The sequence below is a fragment of the Cohnella lupini genome (assembly GCF_003386205.1).
Classification (GTDB): domain Bacteria; phylum Bacillota; class Bacilli; order Paenibacillales; family Paenibacillaceae; genus Cohnella; species Cohnella lupini.
Map to the genome: position 1 here is coordinate 79,707 of NZ_QRDY01000014.1, position 25,998 is coordinate 105,704.

At 50.5% G+C, this 25,998-nt stretch carries 15 protein-coding genes and 1 pseudogene; 15 read left to right on the plus strand and 1 reads right to left on the minus strand.

Annotated features, from left to right (window positions below):
* Positions 1–75 precede the first annotated feature (75 nt).
* The 6 genes and pseudogenes from DFP95_RS20255 (at position 76) to DFP95_RS29470 (ending at position 10,216) form a co-directional block, all read left to right on the plus strand.
* Entirely contained in the window at positions 76–939 is an 864-nt protein-coding gene (locus DFP95_RS20255; RefSeq protein ID WP_115994509.1) for a hypothetical protein, read from the plus strand.
* Positions 939–1,889 carry a DUF4097 family beta strand repeat-containing protein gene (locus DFP95_RS20260; protein ID WP_115994510.1) on the plus strand — a complete coding sequence of 317 codons (951 nt, stop codon included), beginning with the start codon at positions 939–941 and terminating at the stop codon, positions 1,887–1,889. Before DFP95_RS20255 ends, DFP95_RS20260 begins: the two co-directional genes overlap by 1 nt.
* A gap of 504 nt (positions 1,890–2,393) precedes the next feature.
* Positions 2,394–2,999, plus strand: coding sequence for a DUF7010 family protein (locus DFP95_RS20265; RefSeq protein WP_115994511.1), 606 nt, complete (start codon positions 2,394–2,396; stop codon positions 2,997–2,999).
* Between the two features lie 534 nt (positions 3,000–3,533).
* Positions 3,534–9,545 (plus strand): S-layer homology domain-containing protein, encoded by a 6,012-nt coding sequence (locus tag DFP95_RS20270; protein ID WP_115994512.1) that lies wholly within the window; start codon positions 3,534–3,536, stop codon positions 9,543–9,545.
* 139 nt (positions 9,546–9,684) lie between these two features.
* Positions 9,685–9,912 (plus strand): annotated as a pseudogene (locus tag DFP95_RS29465) (transposase); the annotation flags it as partial.
* Positions 9,824–10,216: a transposase gene (locus DFP95_RS29470; RefSeq protein ID WP_425453306.1), complete on the plus strand. Its 393-nt coding sequence runs from the start codon at positions 9,824–9,826 to the stop codon at positions 10,214–10,216. The pseudogene DFP95_RS29465 and the gene DFP95_RS29470, both read left to right, overlap by 89 nt.
* A gap of 311 nt (positions 10,217–10,527) precedes the next feature.
* On the opposite strand, the gene DFP95_RS20280 is transcribed toward DFP95_RS29470, so the two are convergent.
* Positions 10,528–12,654, minus strand: coding sequence for an alpha-galactosidase (locus DFP95_RS20280; protein ID WP_245987776.1), 2,127 nt, complete (start codon positions 12,652–12,654; stop codon positions 10,528–10,530).
* Between the two features lie 290 nt (positions 12,655–12,944).
* Here DFP95_RS20280 and DFP95_RS20285 point away from each other — a divergent pair, with 290 nt between their 5' ends.
* From DFP95_RS20285 to DFP95_RS20325, 9 genes are all read left to right on the plus strand, one after another.
* Entirely contained in the window at positions 12,945–13,952 is a 1,008-nt protein-coding gene (locus DFP95_RS20285; protein ID WP_115994513.1) for a LacI family DNA-binding transcriptional regulator, read from the plus strand.
* A 177-nt stretch (positions 13,953–14,129) separates the two neighbouring features.
* Positions 14,130–15,536 carry an extracellular solute-binding protein gene (locus tag DFP95_RS20290; protein ID WP_115994514.1) on the plus strand — a complete coding sequence of 469 codons (1,407 nt, stop codon included), beginning with the start codon at positions 14,130–14,132 and terminating at the stop codon, positions 15,534–15,536.
* Positions 15,537–15,649: 113 nt separating this feature from the next.
* Positions 15,650–18,559, plus strand: coding sequence for an extracellular solute-binding protein (locus DFP95_RS20295; RefSeq protein WP_115994515.1), 2,910 nt, complete (start codon positions 15,650–15,652; stop codon positions 18,557–18,559).
* A 101-nt stretch (positions 18,560–18,660) separates the two neighbouring features.
* On the plus strand, positions 18,661–19,542 hold the full coding sequence (locus DFP95_RS20300) for a carbohydrate ABC transporter permease (RefSeq protein WP_245987784.1): 882 nt from the start codon (positions 18,661–18,663) through the stop codon (positions 19,540–19,542).
* 11 nt (positions 19,543–19,553) lie between these two features.
* Positions 19,554–20,423, plus strand: a complete 870-nt coding sequence (locus tag DFP95_RS20305; RefSeq protein ID WP_115994516.1) for a carbohydrate ABC transporter permease — start codon at positions 19,554–19,556, stop codon at positions 20,421–20,423.
* Positions 20,424–20,438: 15 nt separating this feature from the next.
* Positions 20,439–21,893, plus strand: a complete 1,455-nt coding sequence (locus DFP95_RS20310) for a gluconolactonase (RefSeq protein WP_115994517.1) — start codon at positions 20,439–20,441, stop codon at positions 21,891–21,893.
* Positions 21,883–22,503 carry a Yip1 family protein gene (locus DFP95_RS20315; protein ID WP_115994518.1) on the plus strand — a complete coding sequence of 207 codons (621 nt, stop codon included), beginning with the start codon at positions 21,883–21,885 and terminating at the stop codon, positions 22,501–22,503. The genes DFP95_RS20310 and DFP95_RS20315 overlap by 11 nt, the downstream gene beginning before the upstream one ends.
* 16 nt (positions 22,504–22,519) lie before the next feature.
* Entirely contained in the window at positions 22,520–25,087 is a 2,568-nt protein-coding gene (locus tag DFP95_RS20320) for a DUF5696 domain-containing protein (protein ID WP_115994519.1), read from the plus strand.
* The gene (locus tag DFP95_RS20325; protein WP_115994520.1) at positions 25,084–25,989 is read left to right on the plus strand and encodes a carbohydrate ABC transporter permease; all 906 of its coding nucleotides are present in this window, start codon (positions 25,084–25,086) and stop codon (positions 25,987–25,989) included. The genes DFP95_RS20320 and DFP95_RS20325 overlap by 4 nt, the downstream gene beginning before the upstream one ends.
* The last annotated feature ends 9 nt before the right edge of the window (positions 25,990–25,998 follow it).

A 25,998-nucleotide genomic window follows, 5' to 3' on the forward strand; every position in this document is an offset into this window, starting at 1 on the left:
TCGTATTGCAGATTTCGTTTCTTTTAATAGTTGATATGCTGAAGCAGAAGCAATTGATAAAAGGAGCAGATAGAAATGATCATACATGAGACCGGAATTGGTTTATTACAGAAAACGTTATTGATTAGAAAAGAAAAAGGATTGTTTTTAACAGGAGTCTTCGGGATATTATTAGCGCTATTATGTTTGGTTTTTATGCTAGTTCATGGTAACAATGCTCCGCCTTACGGTGATTGGATCAAGCCGATAACTTTTAATTTTGCCTTGGGAGTCTTTTTAATAACTACATTCTTTATGATGCCGTTAGCTAAGTTTAGTGTAACAGGGCAAAAAAGATTTAGTTGGCTGTTAATCATAACTGTACTATATGCCTATATGGTAGAAGTGATTCAGACCTATCGCGGTGTGGATCCACGATTTGGCCAAGGTGATTTTTTGACAAATAAATTACCTGGTATATTGTTTGGTGTTATATCGCTTACGATTGTAGGTTTGTATGTAATCATTCTGATCAAATTTCTTGCCAAAAAACCAATGCAAGAACGTCCTTTGTTAGTCCTAGGCATACGGTATGGTTTTATTGCAACTATGCTAGGGTTTTCTTCAGGCATCTGGATGATTATTCTATCAAGCAGAATAACAGGATCAGGCGGTAATGTGATGACGATTCACTTTCTTGGCTTCCACGGGCTCCAGGCAATTCCCTTGATTGCATGGTTTCTGGAACGATCAAGACTCGACTTTTCCCGTTCTGTCCGCATAGTCCATACGTCGGCTTGGTTATGGCTATCAGCAATATGTTGTATGTTTGTACAGACCTATCAAGGATATTCCATTACCGCGATTACTCCAGCAATGATAGTAAGTAGTTTACTCCTTATTGTGTGGTTTTCTATTTTGGTGCATTCTTTTTTACTTTATGTAAGGGAGAAAAGATAATGAGAAAATGGATTATAGTCGCTTTCATTTTGCTGGTGATCGGATTGATTGGAATAGGAGGGACATTTAGTATTGGTAACATGTTCGATCCTGGAGGCGTGAAGGTTGAGCAGAATCAGACGGTAGAAGGTGAAGGGGTAAGAAATATTAAGGTACAATCCGGAAGCACTGATTTCCAGGTTGTGAAGGGTTCAACCAGCAAAATTAAAGCCTATTTAACTGGTCAAGCAAGCGAGAAATATGTGGACAAAATTAAATTGAATTTGAATCGGAACGGTGACGCAGTCAACGTTTCCGTGGAAAGCGATATCCGAGCCTCTATCGGCAACACCTTTCGCAATCTTAACCTCAAGTTAGAATTGCCTGAGCAGGAGTATAGTTCGTTCGTTCTTGAGTCGAACAACGGCGACTCGAACATATCGGAATTGTCGGCTGATACAATAAATCTAATTGGACATTCGGGCAAAATGGATATGAGAGATTTGACAACCGGCACGCTCACGTCTCATGTCGACAGCGGCGATTCTGACATCACGGAAGTATACGCTAAGAAGATCGATCTCAATGCCAGCTCGGGCAATATTACTATTGAGAAGCTAGAGGCAAGTAAGCTTACCATCAATGTGTCCAGCGGGGACATTAAAATATATGATGTAGATGCTGAACTCAATGTTAATGGTCACAGAAGTAACATTCGAGTGGAACTAGACGAATTGAAACATCCGATGGATATAAATTTAAGCAATGGTGAGGTCGTTATTGAGACGGATATCAAGCCGGCTTCCGCCCAATTTAAGTTGTATTCAGGTTCAGGCGATCTCAGCAACGAATGGGATGGGGCAAAGCAGTCGACGGACGGAGAGGACATTAAGAATGTCGTTTTCGGAGAAGGCTTCACGCTGGTTCAAGTTGTAATCGGTTCGGGCAATTTATCTATCGGGCCGCGTTGATTTAGAAGGACAAGAACATACATCGATTCTCGTGAAGACAAGAACTTGCATAGTTTGTCACGCGGCTTCGAATTTGGAGCCGAGGGGATCTGAAGAAGAAGAGTTTCATTAAGCCTCCCTCAGAGAATAAGGATTTTCTCACGAATGCTCGCTCATTGGCAGGATTTCAAATTTATGTTTAATAAGAGTTTATATGAGTGGATAATGTCGGCTAAGAAGTTCCGTTTGAGCGCATGCGGGAACAGAAGGTGTTTGCGACGCGGATCAAGTGCTGGTTCACAATCAACCGCAAACACCATATCTATCAGAGGAGCTTGCCGCTTCGGAACCAAGGGGTGAGAAAGATCATAGGGTTAACCCGTAGCATATGATTATTTTCATGTTCAAAGGATGAACTTATGTACTAACATAGGCTCATCCTTTTTCTTATACTGAAAGCATCCCAGTAAGGGATTCACTATTAAATCGCTAACTACAACATGAATTGAAGGGAGATTTTCATTTATGACTCATACACCAAACATTATTCCAAGAGCCGCGGTTGTTGGAACGGCATCCGGCGTATTTTTTATGGCACTTTTCGGAACTCTGTGGGCTTACACTGGAATTATGGGACTGCAAGGCCGGGGGCTTCCATTGTTGTTAGTCATTGCTGGAATCATAGGCGCGTCACTGTTCATCGGAGGATTTTCACTCATAAGCGCATCTCGAAAATTAACGAATCAGGCATCTTCAACAGACGTACGGTTAGAAAAGCATACAAGACTATGGTTCAACCTTATTTTCGCTGCGGAAGGAATTGCTGTCGCAATTACGATTGCTGTTTGCAACGCTACCGGGCACACTGAACTAATCCCTCTTGTCATAGCTATTATTGTCGGCGTTCATTTTTTCCCTTTGGCTCCTCTATTCCAAGTCAGACTTTATTATTGGACAGGCGCGCTCCTATGTTTGCTCGCTATCGTTACATGGCTGTTCGTGCCTTCGGAGTTCATGATAGGGGATCATCAAGTCAATGCATTTATGTCAATAACGGGCCTTGGTTCCGCTTTGATCCTGTGGGCAACCGGTCTGGCTATTTTGCGGATAGGCAGAGGATTGGTTAGATGATGTAAGGCCGATTGACCGAACGCGAGGGTGAGCAATTTTTTATTATTGTTGTTGTTGTTGTTGTTGTTGTTGTGACAATAATTTTGGGCGTCAGATATCAAGCCTACGGGTCCCGAGGGAAAGGATGTTACCGGTATGTCAAGTATTCGATTAGTAGCTGAAAATACAGAGGGCGAAGCTTTGTATTCCAATCAAGTCTTGAGGAGTATCGTCCAAGAGGTACTAGTCGAAGGGGAGTGAATGACGAATGCGGAATACGATCCAACGGGCGAAGAGTGGCACCGAAAGTCGGCGGAAGCGGATGAAAGAACGATCGCTAGGCAGATATGATGCATAACGTGTAATTCGGTCACTAATCGCAAGGGTAAGGGATAACAAGGACGAAGCTGCGCGTTACGGCTGCTTCGTCCTTTTTACCGTGTTCGGGGCTGGTTTTCGACAAAATGCAAGCCATTTTACCGGTATTTTACCGGAGGCTTGTATGCTTGAGAAAAAAGCGTCGTTTTTAGGCGGATTTCGAAAGGTGGAGTTGTAGTGGTAAGTAAAATGCAAGGATGGGGAATTCGGTTCGTTGCGTGTTTGCTTGTCTTAACGTTGCTTGCGCAATTCGTTCCGGCTCCGGAACGGGCTAACGCGGAAGCTCCGGCATCCGAGGCTTTGGAAGAACTCATCGCGGCGGTAGGGGCCGAGTCGGCAAACCCGAAATCCGAACCGTCCGATATTGCCGGCCATTGGGCGAAGACCGCCATTCAGGCTTGGTTGAATAACGGGTTGATTAACGGCTTTCCGGACGGTAGCTTTCGTCCGGACGCCGACGTAAGCCGAGCGGAGCTGGCGGCGATCGTCAACAGGGCTTATGGGTATACGAAGGCGGCGGCCGGTTCCTTCGCGGACGTGCCGGACGGGAAGTGGTACGCTTCGGACGCGGCGCGCGCCAAAGAAGCCGGATACATGCAGGGAGACGCCAAAGGCTTGTTCCGGCCGGAAGCATCAATAACGAGGGAAGAGGCGGCGGTCATTCTTGCGCGCCTGTTGAAGCTGGATACGTCGGCAAAGGCGAACGAAGCGCAAGCCTCCAAGTTCGCGGACGCGAAGCAAATCGCGGTATGGGGACGCGAGGCCGTCGGCGCCGTCGTCTCGGCGGGGATCATGAAAGGAGCCGAGGGCAACCGGTTCAAGCCCGGCAAGTCGCTGACGCGCGCCGAGACGGTCGTTATTCTCGATCGGGCCCGCGCGTCGGAGAATGTCGCCGTGCCGGAGAACGCTACCGTGCCGGCCTCCATCGATAAAGCCGGAACGTACGGCCCGGCTTCCGGGACGGCGACGATCGAGGGCGACGTGGCGATCAACGTACCGAACGTCGTTCTTAGAAACGTCTCGATCAAAGGGGATTTGCTGCTCGGAGAGGGAATCGGCGAAGGCGACGTTACGCTCGACCGCGTCGTCGTCGAAGGGACGACGACCGTCAAAGGCGGCGGCCATAACAGCGTGCACATTCTGGATTCGACGCTGACCCGCGTATTCGTGACGAAAGTGAACGGACATGTCCGGGTCGTCATCGAGGGCTCGACGGCCGTCGATCAGGTGACGGTCGAATCGGGAGCGACGCTGCAGGTAGCGGGCGGAAGCGGGGCGAGCTACGGCACCGTAACGGTATCGACGACCGGGGAAGTGACGCTGGACGGCGACTTCCCGAACGTCGTGCTCGTGGCGGCCGCGCAAGTGACCGTTACGAGCGGCAAGGTCGACAGTCTGACCTTGACGGACAAAGCCGCCGGCGCGAACGTGACGTTGAACGCGAACGTTCAAGTCGGCGTCGTGAACGCGGACGCGGCGGCAACGATCAAAGGAGACGGCAAAATCGGCACCGCGTCCGTTACGGTTGCCGGCGTGACGATCGAGCAAAAGCCGGATCAGATGATCGTGGCGGACGGCATTTCCGCCCAAATCGGCGGATCGGCCGTGGAGGGTTCCGACTCGAGCTCGAGCTCGGGTGGCTCCGGCTCGGGTTCGAATTCGGGCTCCGGCTCGGGTTCGAACCCAGGTTCGGGTCCGGGCTCGGGTCCGGGCTCGGGTACAGGTCCGGGTTCGGGCGGCGGGCCGGTCGTGACGCCGGTGTCGGTAACGGTAAGCAGTCCGTCGGCAGCCGGTTTCGATCTGAAGTTTACGCCGGCGGTTCCGAACATGACGATCGCGAACGTCGTCATGGTGAATGAAGACGGCATGCCCGCGCTCGTATCCAAGCTCCGCAGCGCGGATGAAGGAGCGAATTATCGGGCGGACGGCTTCTTGACGGGCGGCGCCACGTATTCCTTATCGCTCGTCATGCCGGGATATACGTTCGGAGGAAGCAAGACGGTCTTTGTTCCCGATCTGCCCGCCGTCACCGGTGCCTTAGTGACGCCGGATTTGACGAAACTGATTATATCGTTCAGCAAACCGCTTGCCGATTTGCCTGAATCGCCCTCGGGCTTCTCGCTTGCGGATTCCGGCGCGCCAGTCTCGATAGAGGGAGTATCGCTGTCGGAAACGAAGACCCGGATCGAGCTGACGCTCGGCACGGCGGTACATCCGAATGCGCTGGAGCTTGGCTACATGCCGGGAGCGATCCGATCGGCCGATGGCAAGGTGCTGCCAGCGTTAACCCACCGAATCTTTACCGACGGCAGCGCGCCTAGCGGTAGAGCGGCTTACGATCGGATGCTCGGCATGACGGCCGTCGACGCCGCAACCGATCTGAAAGACAACGCGGGAGTGGACGCAAGTACCGCCGCCAAGGCGCTGATCGAAGGCGGCTACAACACGAACGGACTTATTAAAGCACTGAATACCGTGTACGGGATCAGCAACGAGAACATGCCAGGGATGCTTTTGCCGAGCGGCATCAGCGTCTATCATCTGTTGCTTGGCATGAAGGAAGCCGGCATCCTGAACGTCAACAACTTGGGCAAAAACTTCGCATACTTAAACGGCGAATCCGACGATTGGGTAAGGGCGCTGCATCAGGCGGGCTACACCGACGAGCAAGTCTCGGATATCAGTTGGTTCTTCCCGAACGCCAAGCTGACGGAATCGTTGCGGAAATATTACGACACGACGAATGTACGCGCCGTGGAAATATTGAATACGATAACAAGCTTCTCCAACGACGTGGGACAGGTGCTTAAAGAGGTATACGGAAACGACGACAGTCAAGCCGCCACGACAATGAAAGCGGCGGGCATCGACGCCAGCCGCGCGGGCCTAACGCTGAAGAACGTCTATGGCGACGATCCGGACAGAATCGCGGCGCTTCTCAAGGATAACGGGTACGCCGCCGTTGACGTGGGCGACATGCTGTACCTCGATTACGGCGCGACGCCTAAGGAAATGGCTCTTGCGCTCCGGGGAGCAGGCTATTCGACCGGCGATGTATTTAGCGGTTTGCGTTACGTGGTGCCTATCGAATCGGCGATGAAGTTCGCGTATAACGCCAAGGAGTTTTACGAGTTTTTCTTCTCGGCCTCCGGCGGTCGCGTCAACTACACCGCCCAGCATATGATCCGCGGCGGCTTTTCGGCGGTCGAAATCGCCGGCCAATTGAAAGCGCACGGCGACGTTCAGTCGAGGAACGACCTAATGTCGCAATTGCTCGTAACGGACCCGCCGATTTATAATGATCTTCCTCGTGTCGAGATCGGCGAAGCCGCGGACGCGGTTCGACGGACGTACGGCGGGACGCTCCTGCAAAACGCCGAAATGCTTGCGCAATTCGGTATTCCGACGGCTCTCACGAAGCAAGACGGGCAAAAGACGATCGCCTACGCGCTCGGCCAGGCGGGCTTCAATCTGAGCGAGCTCCTGCAGTTCCTTGCGCCATCGAGCACGCTGACCGAGCAACAAGCGAGCAACGCGATCATCGAATTGCGAGAGGTGGGCTTCCAGCTTGCCAGCTTGAGGTCCGTGCTTAATTCCCTTTCCTACAAGGTTTACCGGAGCTCTACCAATGCGAACTTTGTCAAGCTGCTCGCCCTGGGAGGTACCAATACGGAGACGAACCAGCCGATTCCGGGTTATTCCGTTGCGGAAATCGCCGGGTTTCTGATCGGAGCGGGACTCGCCAACAATTACAACCTCGCCACTGACTTGCAAGCGGCCTTCACCAAGCTGGACACGGTTCGCGCGATGAAAGAAACGAGCGGGGCGACGATGGCCGACATGCTCAGAGTGCTGAACGACACGAGGCTCTATCAAGGTAGCCAGTCGGACATATTGTTCGTGGGCGAAGTGCTGAAGGACCTTTACGGGGCAACTCCGATCGAGGCGATTCGCGCTTTACGGGGCTCCTACATCCCCGATTTATATCGAATTTACACGGTAAAAACCATTTTGTCCGAGTTATACGGCCATACGGACACGACGATTTTGATCCATGATCTTGCCGCAGCGGGATATACGACGTACCAGATCGCCGACGGTTTGCAACTGAACGCCGTTAGCTTTAAGAACGCAGGCTATAACCCGGTCGAGGTCGCAAGATTTATGATGTATAAGAGCGGCGTTCAATTAAGCGAGATCGCGTTCGGCTTGAAAAACCTCGGCTACAGCCTGAACGAAGTGACAATGGCGTTGCGCAATTTGTTCGGCGGAGGCACGACCGATGCGATTATCAGGCAGGTAACGGAGTTGCTGACCGCTACCGTCAACGGATATGACGGTGCGGATATCCAGGCAGCGGTCGGGGAGGTATTCGGCGTCGATCCTTTCGCCGCGCTGGCCAAAGAGATGCACGATCGCAACACCGCTACGGCGACGCAAGCAGCCACGAATCTCAAGAGCTCTTTGGGCGTCGAGGATCCCGTCGCGATGGCCAGAGGGCTTGCCGCCGCCGGCTATTCGCGGGAAGACGTGATCGCCGCAATTTTCCAAGCGTATTGCGAAGGGTATATTTACTCGGCCAACGCCGTATCGACGATGGACAACGTCATAGCGACCGTCTTTCCGGAGGTAACGGACAGATTGGACGCGACGTTGCGCGCATCCGACGTCCGTACGCCGAAGTATGCCATTCACGTACTGCAAACGCTGAGCGTTTCGCTAAGCGACACGATTGGCATTCTCTCCCGCGTCTACGGGTTAAACGCCGTCGATACGCTGGATGAATTGCTGCAAGTTCGCTCGTTCTCCAACGATAAGGAAGTCATCAACGCCGTCGGCGCGTATTTCGCCCGATCGGGTATCGAGGTTTACGTCGCCATGCTGCAAACGAAAAGAAATATGCCCTCTTCCGACGTGGTCATTCACTTACAGCAGAGCTTCGACATCGACGACGGCATGGAGCTCGCGCGGCTGATGATTCAAGCCGGTTATTCGCAAACGGGCGTTCTCTACGCGATCGGCCACGATTTCCACGGCGAGACCGCCGAACAATACGCGCTCGTCCTGGTGCAACTGTACGGCAACGGCGACTTGTCGAAGGTCGCGACTGAGCTGTCCAAGTTAAACCAAACGCCGTTGCAGACGTATTTGGCGCTCAAGCGCGCGTTGCCGAGCAAATCGCAGGGCGACATTCTCGTCGCGATGAAGGAAGCCGGCTACTTCTACACGATTCTGTACGATGTCATGCTGGACTCGGAATTCGGCAAGGGAGACGCTACAGCCATCGCGCAGCTTCGCAGCCTGGGGTTGCGGCCGGAGAACGCCTACCATCTCCTTCGACTTCAGTGGGGCTACGACTGGAAAAGCGTCATACAAAATCTAATGTCGCTCGGCTATTCGCTCGAGGACATCGGACGCGCGGTCGACAGCGAAGCCGAGAACGCGCAGATTTACACGGCTATGCGCTCGTTGAACCTTCCGATCGAGAAAGCAGCCGTCATCGGGTACGCGATGGACGAAAGCCGTGCGTGGATGATCACTCATCTCTATCAGGCAGGCTGGACGGAGCTCGGCGATTCGGTCGAAGCGCTCAAGGCAACGAAGGAAGATCCGAAGTATTACGTGGAAGATCTCTGGGGAGCCAAGCCTTCTCAAAGTTGGACGCTTGAGAAGATTGCCTCCGAGATATCCAGGCATTCGGAACTGACGCTCGTCGAGCTCGGTTATTCGATGAAGATCGCGAAAACGACCAGCGGCACCAAATACTTTTCCGATTGGCAGGTTTACCTCGCTCTCAAAGAGGTGGCGGATATCGGGGTAAGCTTCATCAACGACGAGCTCGACAGCGCGATCAGCGCGATGCTGACCGACCTCAAGGAAGGCATCCCGTTCGCGATTATGCGGGAAGCGGGATGGGAGGCCGACGATCTCGCGAAGATCATGCAACGGCTCGGCTGGAACTGGATCCCGGCGTGCATCCAGTTGGTGCAAGCGGGCTACGACGCCGGAGATACTTGGGATGCCTTATGGGACGTCTACCGAAACGAACTCGGATTCCAAATTCTTAACATCATGTCAGCCGTCGCTCCGCTCGCTTCGCTCGGCTTGGCCGATAACTTGACGCTCTTCCAGTCTGCCGTGCGATTCGCCATGAACAAAGCCATGATGTCCTACTTCACGCAACGATAATTAGAGAAGGGGCTGTCCCAAAAGGTCAAAAATTTGACCTAAGGGGCAAGCCCTTTTGTCTTTAGTTAGACAAACAAAAAGAAACCGTTCTTTAGTAAAATGGAAGTGTCGAGCAACCATTACTAAAGGAGAGGTTTCTTTGTACATTCAATATACCATGGACCAACTTACCCTGCCAATGGATCTCGAGGAAGATATCCCTTCAAAACACCTCGTTCGTGTCGTCAACGAAGCTGTTAATCGAATCGACGACAGCCTCTTCGCTGCTGCCTATCCCGGTGGCGGACGAGACAGCTATCACCCCAAGATGCTTACCAAAGTTATCATCTACGCCTATACACAGCGGATCTACTCTTCCCGTCAGATCATGGCAGAAAAATATCAGCAAACTCGACAATTGGCAGTACGACGAAACGGAAGATACATGGACATGCGCGGCTGGCCGCAAGCTAAACTCTCGCTATGAAAGTAAGGAAACGACGGAAAGCGGATATGAAATTCGAAAGAGGCACTATCGAAGCGAGAACTGCGAAGACTGCCCACTCAAGATAGCATGCAAGAAGGCGCAAGGGAATCGGGAAATTAGCGTTAGCTTGAGGTATCAGCAATTCAAACAGCAAGCAAGAGAGAAGCTGAGGTCGGATGGCTTTCGCTTGCCCACAATTTGCTAAAGAAGGCAGCAGTCAATCAAAAATACGAAATGACGGCGCAGGGATAGGCTTCCTACGCCGTCATTTTTCAATTCACACGTTTTTTCCTCGAGAGAGCTGAACTCTCAAAGTGAGCTAATTCTTACTTTTGAGACAGCCTCTTATTTTGTCTCAAAGCTAATCTCGTTTACTATGTCATTTCAACCGAATATCCCAAATAATTAGTCATTGTTGTCTCACAAACCTTGCCATTTTTCTTGCAAACAGGCCGTTTTTGTCCCATTTTCTATTAATGCTTCATATCTTGGAGTTAACGTACCTGTCAAGTTGAATCAAGAGGTTTCCGTAATTTTAACCAGTTTGCTGGCCAAATCTGACCGCAGGTCGAGATCAATCCCCCGATTCATCAGCGCGCTTCCGCTTAACGGCTGCTCGAAGCCGGAGACTTGGTAGAGAGCATCGCGTTTCAGACCGCGTAAATAGACACGAGGGAACGGGTTTTGAAATTTTTGCGAATGCATCAGTGCGAAGAGCACGGATTCGCGCCGATCGGCTGTTACGTACTGCACAGCGGTCGCATTGCCCGCTCTTGGCGAGATCAAGCGATATTGGTCGCCCTTCTGAACGATGTGGCGGATCGCCTTGTATTCCTTCACCCAGAGGCGTGATTCCTCTAGCTCCTCCTCGGACCAGTTCAGCAAGTTGCCGCCGATGCCCAGTGAGCCCATCATGGCGGAATGGAACCGGTAAGAGACGGAAGCCGCACGGTTTCTCACCCACTTGCCTGCATCGGCAACCCAGCACATCATCGCTTGGGCAGAATACGCGAACGAATATCCCTCTTGGATGAAGAGGCGCTCATAGGGATCGGTATTGTCGCTTGTCCACACTTGGTCGGTTAGTTGCATGATGCCCAGATCGATCCGTCCGCCCCCGCCGGAGCATGCCTCAAAGGCGACCTCCGGATGTTTGGCGCGCAGATTATGGAGAATGTTGTACAGCCCTTGTACGTGACGTACCCATATTTCCTTTTGGATTTCCGTCGGTGCTTCCAGCCAGCCGACTTCGCTGAGGGAGCGATTCATATCCCATTTCACAAACGAGATATTGTTCTCGCTCAGTAATTTATCCATCATTTCGCCAATAAAGGCCTGCACCTCTAATTTGGCGACATTGAGTACCAATTGGTTTCTGCTCTCTGTACGCGGACGGTTAGGGAAATGATAAACCCAATCCGGATAGGCTCTGTACAGGTTACTATCCGGATTCACCATCTCGGGTTCAACCCAGATGCCAAACTTCATGCCAAGCGCTTCTACTTTGTCGATGAGCGGCTTTAGTCCGTTCGGAAATTTCGCCGGGTTGACCGTCCAGTCGCCGAGTCCGGCGCGGTCATGATTGCGCTCGCCAAACCAGCCGTCGTCAATAACGAACAACTCCACACCCATATCTGCCGCTTTCTCAGCCAATTTCGTCTGTCCTTCTTCGTTGACATCGAAGTAGGTTGCTTCCCATGAATTGTACAATACGGGACGCAAACCTTCGGAGTTCGGCTTAGGCAGTACGTGTTCGCGTTGGTAACGATGGAAATTGCGGCTCGCTTCACCGAAGCCCCCTCTAGTAAAACCGCCTACGAAAGCAGGCGTCTGGAACGTGGTCCCACCGGCCAGATGCCAAGAGAAGTCAAAGTCATGTACCCCGCCGCTTACCTGCAGCAGCTTGAACGGGCTGTACTCGACCGCAATTTTCCAGTTGCCGCTCCACGCGAGCGCTCCAAACCATACTTCGCCGTAATCCTCTGTTGCAGTTCCCCGATCGATGGCAAACCACGGGTTAGCCTGACAACCGGTATTCCCGCGTCTGCTCTCCATTATCTTTTTCCCTGGGGTGATCTCGTCCTGATAAATTTGGGTTTCTTCGATCCATTTGCCCGCTAGATGAGTCAGTCTGTAATGATCGCCTCTGGGCACATGCCATGTCGCCGAAAGTGATTGATCCAATTTAATCGGCTGTTCGCCTGTATTTTCGATTACGGCAAATCGCTCCATGATGTCGTGCTTAGGAAAGAGACGGTAATGCAGATGCACGAGCAGCGGATAGACAGTGTCCTTCAATACAATGATCAGTTCTTCGCATTCGTCGCCTTCGACCATCCGATGTTCGCTGTACACTAACCTGGTGTCCCGAACTTGATCCGGGAAGGTTGCTTTCAGACAAGGCTCGTAGTAGTACATCCCACCCCATGCCGGAAATTCCTGCTGAATGATGCCCCCCGAGGGCTCGAAGGATGAATGGTGGATCGCTGCTTTATTCGGAGCAGGCAGGTCTGTTATAAAAGGAATTTTGGAACCATAGTAAAGATGCTGCAAAGTGCCGTTCTCATGAATGCCCAAGCCATACGATAAGGTTGTCCCTTGAAGAAGCCAGCGAGATGTTTCTTTGTCATACAACAATGCCAATTCTATTCGCCTCACTTTAGTGAATATTTACTTAATGAATATAAAATAATTGAGTGAAAAAAGAAATATTATTTTGATTTTAGACTAAAACTAATGATAAAATCAAGAAGAAAGCGCTTTTCAGCATGAAAATGTAAAAATGGTTGCGTATAAAGCAAGGTGCTGATATGATTGTAACACTGAAATAAATATTATTTCACTGAATATTGTACAGGATGTACTTTAATAGATAACTTTCGTGATATCATTTACAATAAAAAATTAATTTCCTTTATAGGGAGGGTGAAATCATGGCAACTATTCGCGATATAGCAAAATTAGCAAGTGTGTCGAGCGTGACCGTCTCCCGGGTACTCAACAGGGACAACACGCTGTCGGTATCCGCTGAAACCAGACAACGTATACTTGCGATTGCTGAGGAACTGAACTACAGGACACCGCGTAATCGCAAAACGTCGAGCAACAAGGATACGACTGAATTGAACGATAATTCGAATATCAAAATCGGTACCGTGATGTTTTTGACAGAAGATCAGGAAGAAGTCGATCATTATTTTCATGCGATTAGACAGGGGATTGAGAAGGAATGCGTGGCATCTGGTATCCGGACGGCCGACAAATTCAGGATGTCGATGTACGAAACACCGGATATGAATTTCGGGGATGTGGACGGCGTCATTTTCATCGATAGACCTTACGACTTTAATCTGCAGCAGGTCAAGCAAATTAACAATGTCGTGTTTATTGATTCGTCACCGGATGTGGAAAGCTTTGATTCGGTCGTCATAGATTTCGAGCGGGTAACGAAGCTTGCGTTGGATCATCTTTCCGCTTTGGGGCACACGAAGATCGGCTATATCGGGGGCAGTCGTACCTATGGCAAAGATCAACGGCAATTCCACTATGAACGCTACATGAAGGAACAGGAGTTGTTCAATCCCGAGTATGTTTATGTCGGGGGGTGGTGGACAACCGAGGGCATCAGAATGATGAACGAAGCCATTCAGAAGGGTGATTTGCCAACGGCGTTCTTCGTGGCCAACGATGCGCTGGCGATTGGTGCGATGCACGCAGTCAAGGAGGTGGGATTGCGCGTACCGGAAGATGTAGCAGTCGTCGGTTTCAACGATATCGACATGGCCGAGTATGTGAGTCCTCCACTGACAACGATCCGAATTCAGCCTGAATTCATGGGGAGAATGGCGGTAAAGCTGCTGCTCGATCAGATCAAGGGCAGAGATACCCCGGTACAGGTGGTTGTGCCTTCCAAATTAATTGTACGGGGCAGCAGCGGTTAATAAATGCGGGGAATTAGAGGGGGTGAGTGAGATGTAACTTTAGGTGAATTGCCTTAATAGACATAGTGGTCTTAGGAGAGGTCATACTTTGCGTTTTTAATTACATTATTTAACTAAAACACAAAAGTATTCCATTAATGTCTCATCACAAAAAAAGTGACGCGGGGTGCATATCAAATGAGTAAATCGAAATCGCTTTCATTACTTACCTTCTTCCTTGTTTTGGTATTTTCTTTGGCTGCTTGCAGCAGCGGAAACAATAACAACGGCGCCGCGGAAACGACTCCAGCCTCCCAAAGCGCGACCGCTGAAGCTCCGGTTAGCAGCGAACCTTCCGCATCCGAAGTAGCTCCCGCAGAAGAAACCTACGACTTGGGCGGGCGGGAAATCGTTATCTCACACTGGTGGGACGATACGCCGAATGCGGATACGCCTGCTGGCGAAGAAAGATTGAAGCGGATAAGTGAAGTCGAGAAAAAATATAACGTCAAGATTAAGTACGTCAATACGGATTGGGACACTTATGCCGAGAAGATCACTACCTCCGTTATGGCTGGGGCGCCACTTGCAGATATCGTGTACATACCCTCGAATACTCCACAGACTCTGATTAAGGGAGGATACATTGTACCACTGGATGATTATATGAATGTCCAGGAAGAGACCAAACTCTCCGATGAGATAATCAAGGCAGCCAGCTATGGGACAGGCAAAACGTATGGCTTCCTGACTGCTCCGCCACTCTTCGATAATAAAGGCTTGCTCTATAACAAGCGGATTTTTGAAGAATCCGGTCTTCCGACGCCGGAGGAAGACATTAAAAATGGTACGTGGAATTGGGACACCTTCGTTGATGTGCTCAAAAAGCTGACGATAAGCAAAAGCGGCAGCGGCGAGATTGATCAGTGGGGGCTTACCGGTTCTGCCCATTCAGTAGGTACTCCTTTGATTTATGCTAACGGCGGTTCCCTTTACGACGAGACAACACAGAAGGTTGTTGCCGATTCTCCTGAAGTCATAGAAGCTCTTGAGTTCCAGAACAAACTGTACAATGAATACAAAGTATTCAAACGCGATGAAGGTAACGATTGGGAGGATCCTGCGAGATATTTCACAGAAGGAAAAGTTGCGTTCTATCCAACAGGGATTTTTGAAATTGAGCCTCGTTTCCTGGCTAACATGAAAGATGGATACGGCTTCGTTCCATGGCCGAATGGGCCAAAAGCCAAAAGCGCCGATTTCGTTATGGGACTGAACCAAATGCACGTATATGCGATTCCTCGCGGGGTTGAAGATCCGAAGACCGTCTACAAGATTTGGGAAGACCTGCAAAATTTCGATACCATCGACGAGGACAATCGCACGCTCGCTGAATCCTATTTCAGCGATGAAGATTCCGTCAACGAAGCTATGAATACGTTTAAGATTGCGAAGTACGAACTGATTAGCGGGTTCGGAATCGAAGAAGCAATGGGGCAGCTGTACAGAGATGTCGTAGATGGAAAAGTAACGCCGGCAGCAGGGATCGCACAAGTGCTTCCGACGATGCAGGCTAGTACGGACAAAATAGTGAAGGGCAACTAGAAACCGGGAACAAATGGGAGCAGAATGCCCGGGCAATCTGTCCGGGCATTCTGCTTCTAGAGTCGTACATGCCAAGGCGATAAATATTTCTGCAGGCAGGGGATGCGTTGATCATGACTAAAACGTTTCGCATTGCCGTCGCGCTGACAATCCTGTGCACGATTGTGTTTCCCATTAAAGGAGGGAAAAACAGCTGGCGGCAGGTTCATGCGGCGGGTGAGAACAAGTCCATTCAACTGGAGAGCATAGAAGCTTTGCAAGCGGACAGCTATGACCATTATTTGCGGCAGCATCAGGATGCGCGCAGACCAGACCATCAAATCGTGATTCACGGCAGCGATTACAGCCGGTTCGACGGCGCGGAGCCGAGGGAAATAAGCACGGCAGGAGACAGACAGGGGAGCTTTGTCGAGACCTACGACACGGGTTCCATCTCGTGGGAGGTATCGGTTCCCGAAGACGGCCTGTACAATATGACGCTTCGCTATTACACGATTGAAGGCAAATCGTCATCCGTGGAGAGGCAACTGCTCATTGACGGCGCTCTGCCGTTCGCAGGCGCAAGAAGCTTCCTTTTTCCGCGAATTTGGACGAACGAGAAGACGCAAGTCGAACAGGATAACCAAGGGAATGATATCCGCCCCCGCCAAATCGAAACCTCCGGCTGGCAGGAACTTCCTTTCCGGGATGCGGAAGGCTATCACGCGGAGCCATATGCCTTTTATCTATCATCCGGCAAGCATACCCTTACGCTGGTTTCCATGAAGGAGCCGGTCATTGTCGACACGATTGAAATCGGCCAAATCGACGAGCCGCCCACTTACGAAGAGATAAAGCAACGCTATCGGGAGCAGGGCCTTCAAGAGGCGGATGGCCGGCTGATTAAAGTGCAGGGTGAGGACGCGATCTACAAATCTTCGCCGATCCTGTATCCGACCACGGACCGTTCCAGTCCGAGCACCCAGCCGAAGTCGGTTTCGCAGATTCGTATCAATACAATAGGCGGTAATAACTGGCGTTTGCCGGGCGATACGATAACGTGGAAGATCGATGTGCCTGCGGATGGTCTTTACAAACTGGGTTTGAAGAGCAGGCAGGAATTGTTGCGCGGGGTGTACTCGACTAGAACCTTGTACATTGATAATGAAATCCCCTTTCAGGAAATGAAGGAAATCTCTTTCAACTATTCGAGCGATTGGAAGATGATTACGCTGGGCAACGTGCAGGAGCCGTATCTGTTCTATCTGACGGCAGGGAGTCATGAATTGAAGCTGGAGGTCAGCCTCGGTTCGATTGCGCCGCTTATTCTTCAGGTGCAAGCCAGCATTCTGGAGCTCAATGACATGTACCGCAAAATTCGTATGATTACCGGCAGCGTTCCGGATCCGTTCCGGGACTACAATCTGGTCCAAAGAATTCCCGAGATGACCGAAGTTTTTCAAAAGCACAGCGAAATTCTGTATAGCGTTTCCAATCAACTGATCGAGATCACGGGCGAGAAAAGCGATAAGGTTGCGATTCTGACCAAAATGGCTTACCAGTTAGAGGATTTGGCCAAAAAGCCCGAGTCGGTGCAAACTCGCATGGAATCCTTTAAAACCAATGTCGGCGGCCTGGGAACCTGGATTATGCAGGTTAGAGAGCAGCCTTTGGAAATCGACTATATCGTTCTCGCTTCCCCTGAGCAGAAGATGCCGAAAGCGGCAGCGTCCTTTGCAAGCAAAGTCAAACACGAACTAACTACCTTGTTCAGTTCATTCTCCACAGACTATAACAGCATCGGGAATACGAGTGAAAATGAAAGGGTTGTTACGGTGTGGGTCGGTACGGCCGGACGTGATCAGGCTCAGGTGTTGAAAGCGATGACTGACGATACATTTACAACGCAGACAGGAATTAGCGTTGATTTGAAGCTGGTCAATCCGAATGTGCTTATGCCCGCCACATTGTCAGGGCAAGGACCCGATGTTGCCATGCAAATCGCCAATGACATTCCGGTAAACTACGGGATGCGCAATGCGATTGTCGATTTGACACAATTCAGTGATTACGAACAGGTGGCTAGCCGGTTTCTCGATAGTGCGATTACCCCCTACAAGTTCCGGGGTGCCGTCTATGGATTGCCGGAGCAGCAATTGTTCCCGATGCTATTTTACCGTAAGGATATTCTGGAAGATCTCAAGTTGAATGTTCCGCAAACATGGGAAGACGTTTACAACATCATCCCGGTGTTGAAAAAGCAGCAAATGGAATTTGCTCTCCCCGTTCCGGCAACAACGGGCGTCTCCGTACTTGAACCAAGCAAGGCATTCGCTATGTTGCTGTACCAGTTGGATGGGCAATTTTACAACAAGGACGGAGAATCGAGCGCATTGGATTCGGAAGTTTCCATGCAGGCCTTCAAGAAATGGACGGATATTTACGTCAACTATAAATTACCGCTCGTGTTTGATTTGCCGACACGGTTTAGAACAGGTGAAATTCCGATGGCCATAACCGATTATAATTTCTACAATACGTTGTCTGTTTCTGCACCTGAAATAAGAGGTCTATGGGGATTTGTCCCTGTTCCGGGGATTATGCAGTCCGACGGAACGATTAGACGTGACGTCTCGGGTAGCGGATCGGCCGTGATTATGCTGAATCAGGCCAAGGATAAGGATGCCGCTTGGGAGTTTATGAAGTGGTGGACGAGCAAAGATACGCAGGTTCGCTTTGGAAGAGAGATGGAAGCGTTGCTGGGTGCATCCGCACGTTATCCGACCGCGAATATCGAAGCGCTGGAGGAACTGCCTTGGCCGACCGAAGATATTCGGAACTTGAAACAGCAATGGCAGTGGGTGAAGGGAATACCGGAAGTGCCAGGTGGCTACTATACCGGGCGCAGTCTCGACAATGCCTTCAGGGAAGTGACCAATAACAAGACGAATACGAGGGATGCCTTGTACGATTATGTAGAAGAGATCAATCGAGAGCTTGAATTCAAGCAACAAGAAATCAATCTGAATCAGAGTCGGAGGTGAACAGATTGCGGCATTCTGATGCATTGCCGACAATGGTCAACGAGCCTTCGCGTCAGAGAGGTATTGGCGCCAAGTCCAAACCTGGCAAGCTCAAGTCTACAATGATCCGATTAAAGAACGACAAACATCTTTATGTGCTAATGGCGCCATATATGGTTCTATTCTTTCTATTCACCGTGCTTCCGGTTGTGCTGTCAGTGCTCATCAGTTTTACGTATTTCAACATGCTGGAGTTTCCGCGCTGGGCGGGATGGAGCAACTATACCCGGTTGTTGCTTGACGACGATGTCTTTCTCATTGCTTTGAAAAATACGATTATATTCGCCGTCATTACCGGTCCGATCAGTTACATTGCCTGCTTTGTGTTCGCTTGGCTGATCAACGAGCTGCGCCCGAAAGCTCGGGCCCTTATGACGCTCGTATTTTATGGACCGTCGATTTCCGGGAATATCTATTTCATCTGGCAAATCATGTTCTCCGGCGATTCTTACGGTATTGTGAACGGCTTCCTGATGAGATTCGGGTTTATCAACGAACCGATCCTCTGGTTTCAAAATCCGCAATATACGCTCGGAATTATTATTGTTGTGCAGCTGTGGCTCAGCCTGGGGACCAGTTTCCTGGCTTTCATAGCCGGTTTGCAAACGGTGGACAAGACGCTGTTCGAGGCCGGGGCGATGGACGGCATCCGCAACCGCTGGCAAGAACTGTGGTATATCACGCTGCCTTCCATGCGGCCGCAGCTGATGTTCGGGGCAGTTATTCAAATTACATCTTCGTTGGCGGTAGCGGAAGTAGCAATGAATTTGGCAGGCTTTCCGAGCGTACAGTATTCGGCGCATACAGTCGTCACACACCTGATCGATTACGGTACGCTCCGCTTCGAGATGGGCTACGCCTCCGCGATCGCCACCGTTCTGTTCATCATTATGCTTGGCACCAACTTAATTGTTCAGAAGCTGCTCAGCAAGGTGGGTGAATAGGATCAGTGAAAATGACGCTTAATTTCAGATGGGGCGGGGAAAGAAGGATCAACCGCTCGTGGCAGGTAGACGTTTTACTGTTTCTCTTACTAGGCTTGTTTGGAGCTTTCATGGTGATTCCATTGATCTATGTTATCAACAACGCCTTCAAGCCGCTCGATGAATTGTTCCTGTTTCCTCCTACCCTATTTGTTCGAAACCCAACGTTCAACAATTTTCCCGATCTGTTTCATCTGATGGCCAAATCGTGGGTACCCTTCTCGCGGTACATTTTCAATACCGTATTTATTACGTTGGCTGGAACCGTAGGGCACGTGTTGCTCGCCTCGGCAGCCGCCTACCCGTTGGCGAAATACAAATTCATTGGATCCGGCACCTTGTTCTCCATCGTCGTTCTGTCGCTCATGTTCTCGCCGCAGGTGACTGCGATTCCGAACTATATGACGATGTCCTGGCTTGGGTGGATAGACACCTATTGGGCTGTCATTGTTCCGGCGTTTGCGTTCCCGCTTGGGCTCTATCTGATGAAGCAATTTATTGAACAGATTCCGATAGCCTTGATCGAATCGGCCAAAATCGACGGAGCCAGCGAGTACCGCGTGTTCTGGAAGATCGTTATGCCGCTGGTCAAGCCGGCGTGGTTTACGCTCATTATTCTATTGTTCCAGATGTTATGGGCGACAGACGGCGGTAACTTTATCTACAGCGAGGAGCTTAAGACAATGCACTATGCGATGGGGCAAATTATTCTTGGAGGAATTGCCCGGGCAGGTGTGGCGGCGGCGGTGGCGCTGCTCTTGATGATCGTTCCAATGGTGCTGTTCATCATCACCCAGAGCCAAATCATTCAGACGATGGCAACTTCCGGAATGAAGGAATAGGGCGGAGGGATAGCAATGAAGTTCATTCAGTCAATGGGTATAACGGCGATTGTGCTTGCTTCATTAAGCTTATTCGCTTCGCCGCTTCAAGCCGAAGCCGCTCCTTACGAGGGATACAATTACTCGTATTGGGGAGCAGCGGTTAACGTTCCGAATGCTTATGTCCCGGCGGGGATTGTTGACGGCAGCATGCTTGCAATCGGCAAGTTCAAGGACCCAACGGACATGTATGTCGCAGCGGACGGCTTGCTCTATGTGCTCGATGCTGGCAATCGGCGCATTGTCGTCTTCGATGAACAATGGGAGGTTGTACGGGAAATCCGGGGATTTGTCCGAGATGGCAAGCAGGAACAGTTCACCAGTCCGCAAGGCCTATTCGTGACGAAGAACAATCATATTTATGTCGCCGATACGGAAAATCGGCGTGTGGTGGAACTGACGGGCGAAGGAGCGTTTGTCCGTGAGATCGGTGCTCCTCGTTCGGAGGTCATCGGTCCAAACTTTCAATATTACCCGCTTAAAGTCGCGGTAGACAATGCGGGCCGGATTTTTGTTATCGGCAGAGGTGTCTTCGACGGCATTATCGAGATGGATGCGGATGGATCGTTCACCGGTTTTATGGGGACGAACCGGGTGAAATTTAATGCGTGGGACTATTTCTGGAAGCGGCTATCAACGAAAGAGCAGCGAAGCAAGCTGGCCCAGTTCATCCCGCTCGAATTCAACAACCTGGATATGGACAGTGAAGGGTTTATCTATTCGACGACAGCCGAACTCACCTCCAAGGATCCCATTAAGCGACTGAACCCAAGCGGGGAAGATGTGATGCGGCGCAAAGGCTATTTCAATCCGATGGGGGACATTTATTCGGGTGCCGCAAGCCAAAGCTCGCTGCTGATCGATGTCAAGGTTGGGGAGAACGGCGTATACAGCGCGCTCGATTCAAGAAAAGGCCGTATATTCACCTATGATCAGGACGGCAATCTGATGTATATATTCGGTCGCATGGGCGAGCAGGAGGGGACGTTTAGGACACCTGTCGCAGTAGAGCGCAGAGGCGACCAATTCCTAGTCTTGGATAGAGATATGGATCAGATAACACGGTTTAAACCGACCCGCTACGGCACCTTGGTCAATGAAGCGAATGACTTGCTGGTCTCAGGCAAGTACGACGAAGCGGAGGGTCTGTGGAGAGAACTGCTCCGTCTTGATGCTAACAATGAGATCGCATATGCCGGCATCGGCAAAGGGCTGCTTCGTCAGGGAGAGTACAAGCAGGCGCTGGAATATTTGAAGTTCGGTTACGACAGGGAGTATTATTCCAAGGCGTTCGGCAAATACCGCAAAGAGTTTGTGCGTGAAAACTTCGGCCTAGGGATGACAACCGTTATCGTCTTCGGCGTAGGGTTGTGGTCGTTCAAGATCCTCAGAAGACGGACGAGAGGGAAGGTGAAGTCAAATGTTACGTGAGATGACCAAAACCCCATTTTATGTGCTGCTTCACCCTTTTCAAGGGTTCTGGGATTTGAAGTATGAGAATAAAGGCAAGCTGCGCGTTGCGCTCGGTATTTTGCTGTTACTGACAATTGCGACGATATTGCTGCGGCAGTACGCGGGATTTGTCGTGAATTTCAACTATCCATATGACTTAAATAGTATATATGAGCTGCAGGTTATTGTGCTGCCCTTCTTCCTATGGTGTGTGGCGAACTGGTCCCTTACGACCTTGATGGACGGGGAGGGGAAGTTCAGGGAGATTGTCATGACGACCGGTTATGCGCTGCTGCCGTTGGTTCTGATGCGGTTCGGCAATATCCTTATCAGCAATGTCATTACTTTGCGGGAATCGGCCTTCTATTACATGATAGATTCTCTCTCTGTGTTATGGTTCGTCTGGTTGCTGTTTATCGGAACGATGACCGTGCATCAGTATACCGTTCTTAAGACTCTGGTTACGATGCTGCTTACGTTATTTGTTATGGGAATCATCATATTCCTTGTCTTGCTGTTCTTCAGCCTACTTCAGCAAATGATCGGTTTCGTTCTTTCAATCTATACGGAGATTTCATTCCGTACGTAGGAAGGAGGTTGGCAAGGTGAGAAGCAAATGGAGAGTGGCGGTCGTATCAGCGGTCGTTGTCGGTATGCTGGCTACGACGAGCAACGCGGGAAGCACCGGGGGAAACGCGGCTGCTGCGACTGATTCCACGGCTGCGCTGTCCGTCGAGACGGCGCGGGTGGCGGAATCTGATTCGGAAAGTGCGACATCTCAGGGAATGATCGGGAAGTCGATGGAACTGACGGCAGAGAATGAAGCGATGGCACTCTATTACAACCCGCAGACGACCGAGATCGCGGTCAAAAACAAGAAGGACGGCACGATCTGGTTCTCGAATCCACAGGATCGCGAGGAGGACAGCAAGGCATCGGGTGTAAATAAGTCGATGCTATCCAGTCAATTGCTGGTTAACTTCTCGGATAAGGAGAAGACGGGCCAACCACAGCAATATAACAGCTTCGATCAGAGCGTCAAGTACGGGCAATTTACACAGGAGAAGCTTGAAGACGGCATCCGGATTATCTATACGATCGGCGAGAAGCTGAGCGGCGTGGAGCAAATTCCCCCATCCATTGGAGAGGAACGGTTTCAATCGTTGATTTTGGACAAAATCACGGATGAAAAACGCAAGAAAGATATCCTGACGCGCTTTGTTTTCGATCCTGAGAAAAAGATCTACATGCGGCGCGATAAAGCTTTGACCGGATTTGCCTTGACCAGGACACTCGAAACGCTTGAGGAGGCTGGGTACGGCGAAGAGGAAATGAACGTCGACCGCGAGGCTTATGGGGATGGCGGGGCCAGCCGAGCGCTGTTCGTGATTCCGGTTACGTACCGTTTGGAAGGCGATCAGTTTATCGTTAACGTGTCGACCGAGAACATGGAAGGCAATGATTATATTTTGCAGTCGATTTCTGTCCTGCCCTATTTCGGAGCCGCGGGAATGAATCGGCAAGGCTATATGTTCGTTCCGGACGGCTCCGGTTCCCTCATTAACCTCAATAACGGCAAGCTTGATGCCTATCCCTATAATGAGACCTTATATGGCACCGATGCGACTCGCTTGAAGGAGCTCGAGAAGCCAAGCGGATCGCCAACCCGCTTGCCTGTGTTCGGCATGAAGCAGAACGATGTTGCATTCATAGCCATCATAGAAAACGGAGACGGGATCGGGCGCATTGAGGCAGATGTGAGCGGCCGTACCAATTCGTACAATTATGTGTACAGTACCTATGAGATCACCGGCTGGGAGCCGCTTGAGCTGACGGCCAATTGGATGACGCGAACCGTTCCGAAATTTCAGGCGAAGCCTTACCTGGGAGATCTATCGGTTCGCTACGGATTTCTGCAGGGCGAGGATGCGAACTACAGCGGCATGGCCTCTTATTACCGTTCGTATCTGATCCATAAGTATGGGCTGGAAAAGCTGGAGCAGAAGGAGCAAATCCCGTTTGATCTCGAACTGATCGGAGGAATTCCGACACGGAAGTTCTTTTTGGGCATACCTTACAACTCCTACAAGACGCTGACGACCTTCGATCAGGCGCAGGAAATTCTTGAGCAACTGCAGGCAGGCGGCATCAACGATATCCAGTTACGTTATACCGGGTGGTTCAATGGCGGCGTGAAGCACGAAATCCCGACTTCCGTTTCGGTTGATAGCAAGCTTGGCGGCAAACGCGGGTTGGCAGAGCTGCAGGAGTATGCGGACGGCAAGGAGATCGAGCTATTTCCGGATGTCTCTTTCCTGAGAGTGCTGCAAGATGGAGGAGGCTTTAGCCGAACGAAGATGGCTTCGCGGACAATGCTCGACGATGTGGCAGCTATCTACCGGTACCATCTCGCGGGATATGGCAGGAGATCGGGCGTGAAGCCGTCCTACGCGCTTTCGCCGGTGAAGCTGCCTTCGGTGATGGATAAATTTTTGGCTAAATACGGCAAGCTTGAACTTAAGGGGTTGTCCCTGCGTGATCTAGGCGATGAGTTGAACTCCGATTTCAATAAGCGGCAATTCATGAACCGGGAAGAGGCGAAGCGGACGGTGGAGGAACAACTGGCGAAGCTGGGTTCCGATTCGCACGTAATGGTTGCGGGCGGCAACGCTTATACACTGCCTTACGTCGATAGTGTCGTCAACGCCCCGCTTGAGAACAGCGGCTACAACATTACGGACAGGAGCGTGCCATTCTACGAGATGGTCCTGCACGGGTATATCGATTACGCTGGTTCGGCAGTCAACCTCTCTGATGAGCAAACGATGCGCTACCACGTGTTGAAGGCGATTGAGACAGGGGCTAATCTGAACTTCACATGGTTTTATGCCAAATCGTCAGCTGTCAAGGAAACGGAGTTCGATTTCTTGTATTCGGCTGACTATCGGAATTGGATAGATGAGGCAAAGACTGCATATGACGAACTGAACACCATGCAGAGCAAATTACGAACCCAAGTCATAAAGGATCATCAAATGCTAGAGACGGGTGTTTATCAAACTACCTATGAAGATGGAACAGCAGTATTCGTCAACTATAACGATTATACGGTCGACGTAGGAGGGATTGCTGTTGAGCCTATGGGATACCTTACTGGAGGCGAGAGCAATTGAAGCTATCCAAAATCAGGCTGACGCTGCATCAGAAGCAAAAGTATAGAGGAATATGGTTCATTCTCCCCTGGTTTGTCGGATTTCTGTTTTTGTTTTTTGTGCCTCTAATCAACTCGCTCCGCTACAGCTTTAGTACGTTGAAGGTGAACGATTCTGGATTTTCGCTAGAGTCGGCAGGGTGGGCCAACTTTAAAAATGCTCTATTTCAAGATGAGACTTATGTGCGGACTTTAATCGAGTCGATGCTTACCATGGTCATTAATGTGCCGCTGATCGTCATCTTTAGCTTGTTCGCATCGGTGCTGCTAAATCAGAGATTTAAGGGAAGAGCGCTGACCCGGGCGATCTTCTTCCTACCAGTCATTCTGGCTTCCGGCGTAATCGCCGCTGCCGAAAGCGGCGATTACGCACAGGCAATAGTTGGGAGTGCGTCACAGCAGTCGAACGAAGAATTCACCATGTTCCAAAATTTAGAGTTTGCCAAGCTGTTGCTGCGTTCGGGCGTCAACTTTCAAATTGTTGAATACTTTCTCGGGGCGGTCGATCGGATCTATCAGATCATTACCGCCTCAGGCGTGCAAATTCTAATTTTTCTGGCTGGCTTGCAATCGATATCCGGCTCGCTCTATGAAGCTTCTAAAATTGAAGGAGCGACAGGTTATGAATCGTTCTGGAAGATTACATTTCCAATGATCAGCCCGCTGATTTTGACGAATGTTATTTATTCCATCATCGATAACTTGCTCAACAGCCCTACGACCACACAAATTCGGGATACGGCCTTTAAGTCGTTCCAGTTCGGGCTCAGCGCATCGATGGCCTGGATCTATTTCGTCGTCATCTCGATTTTCCTGTGGATATTCACACTGCTCATTTCCAAGAGAGTATTCTACTATGATTAACCGAAAAGG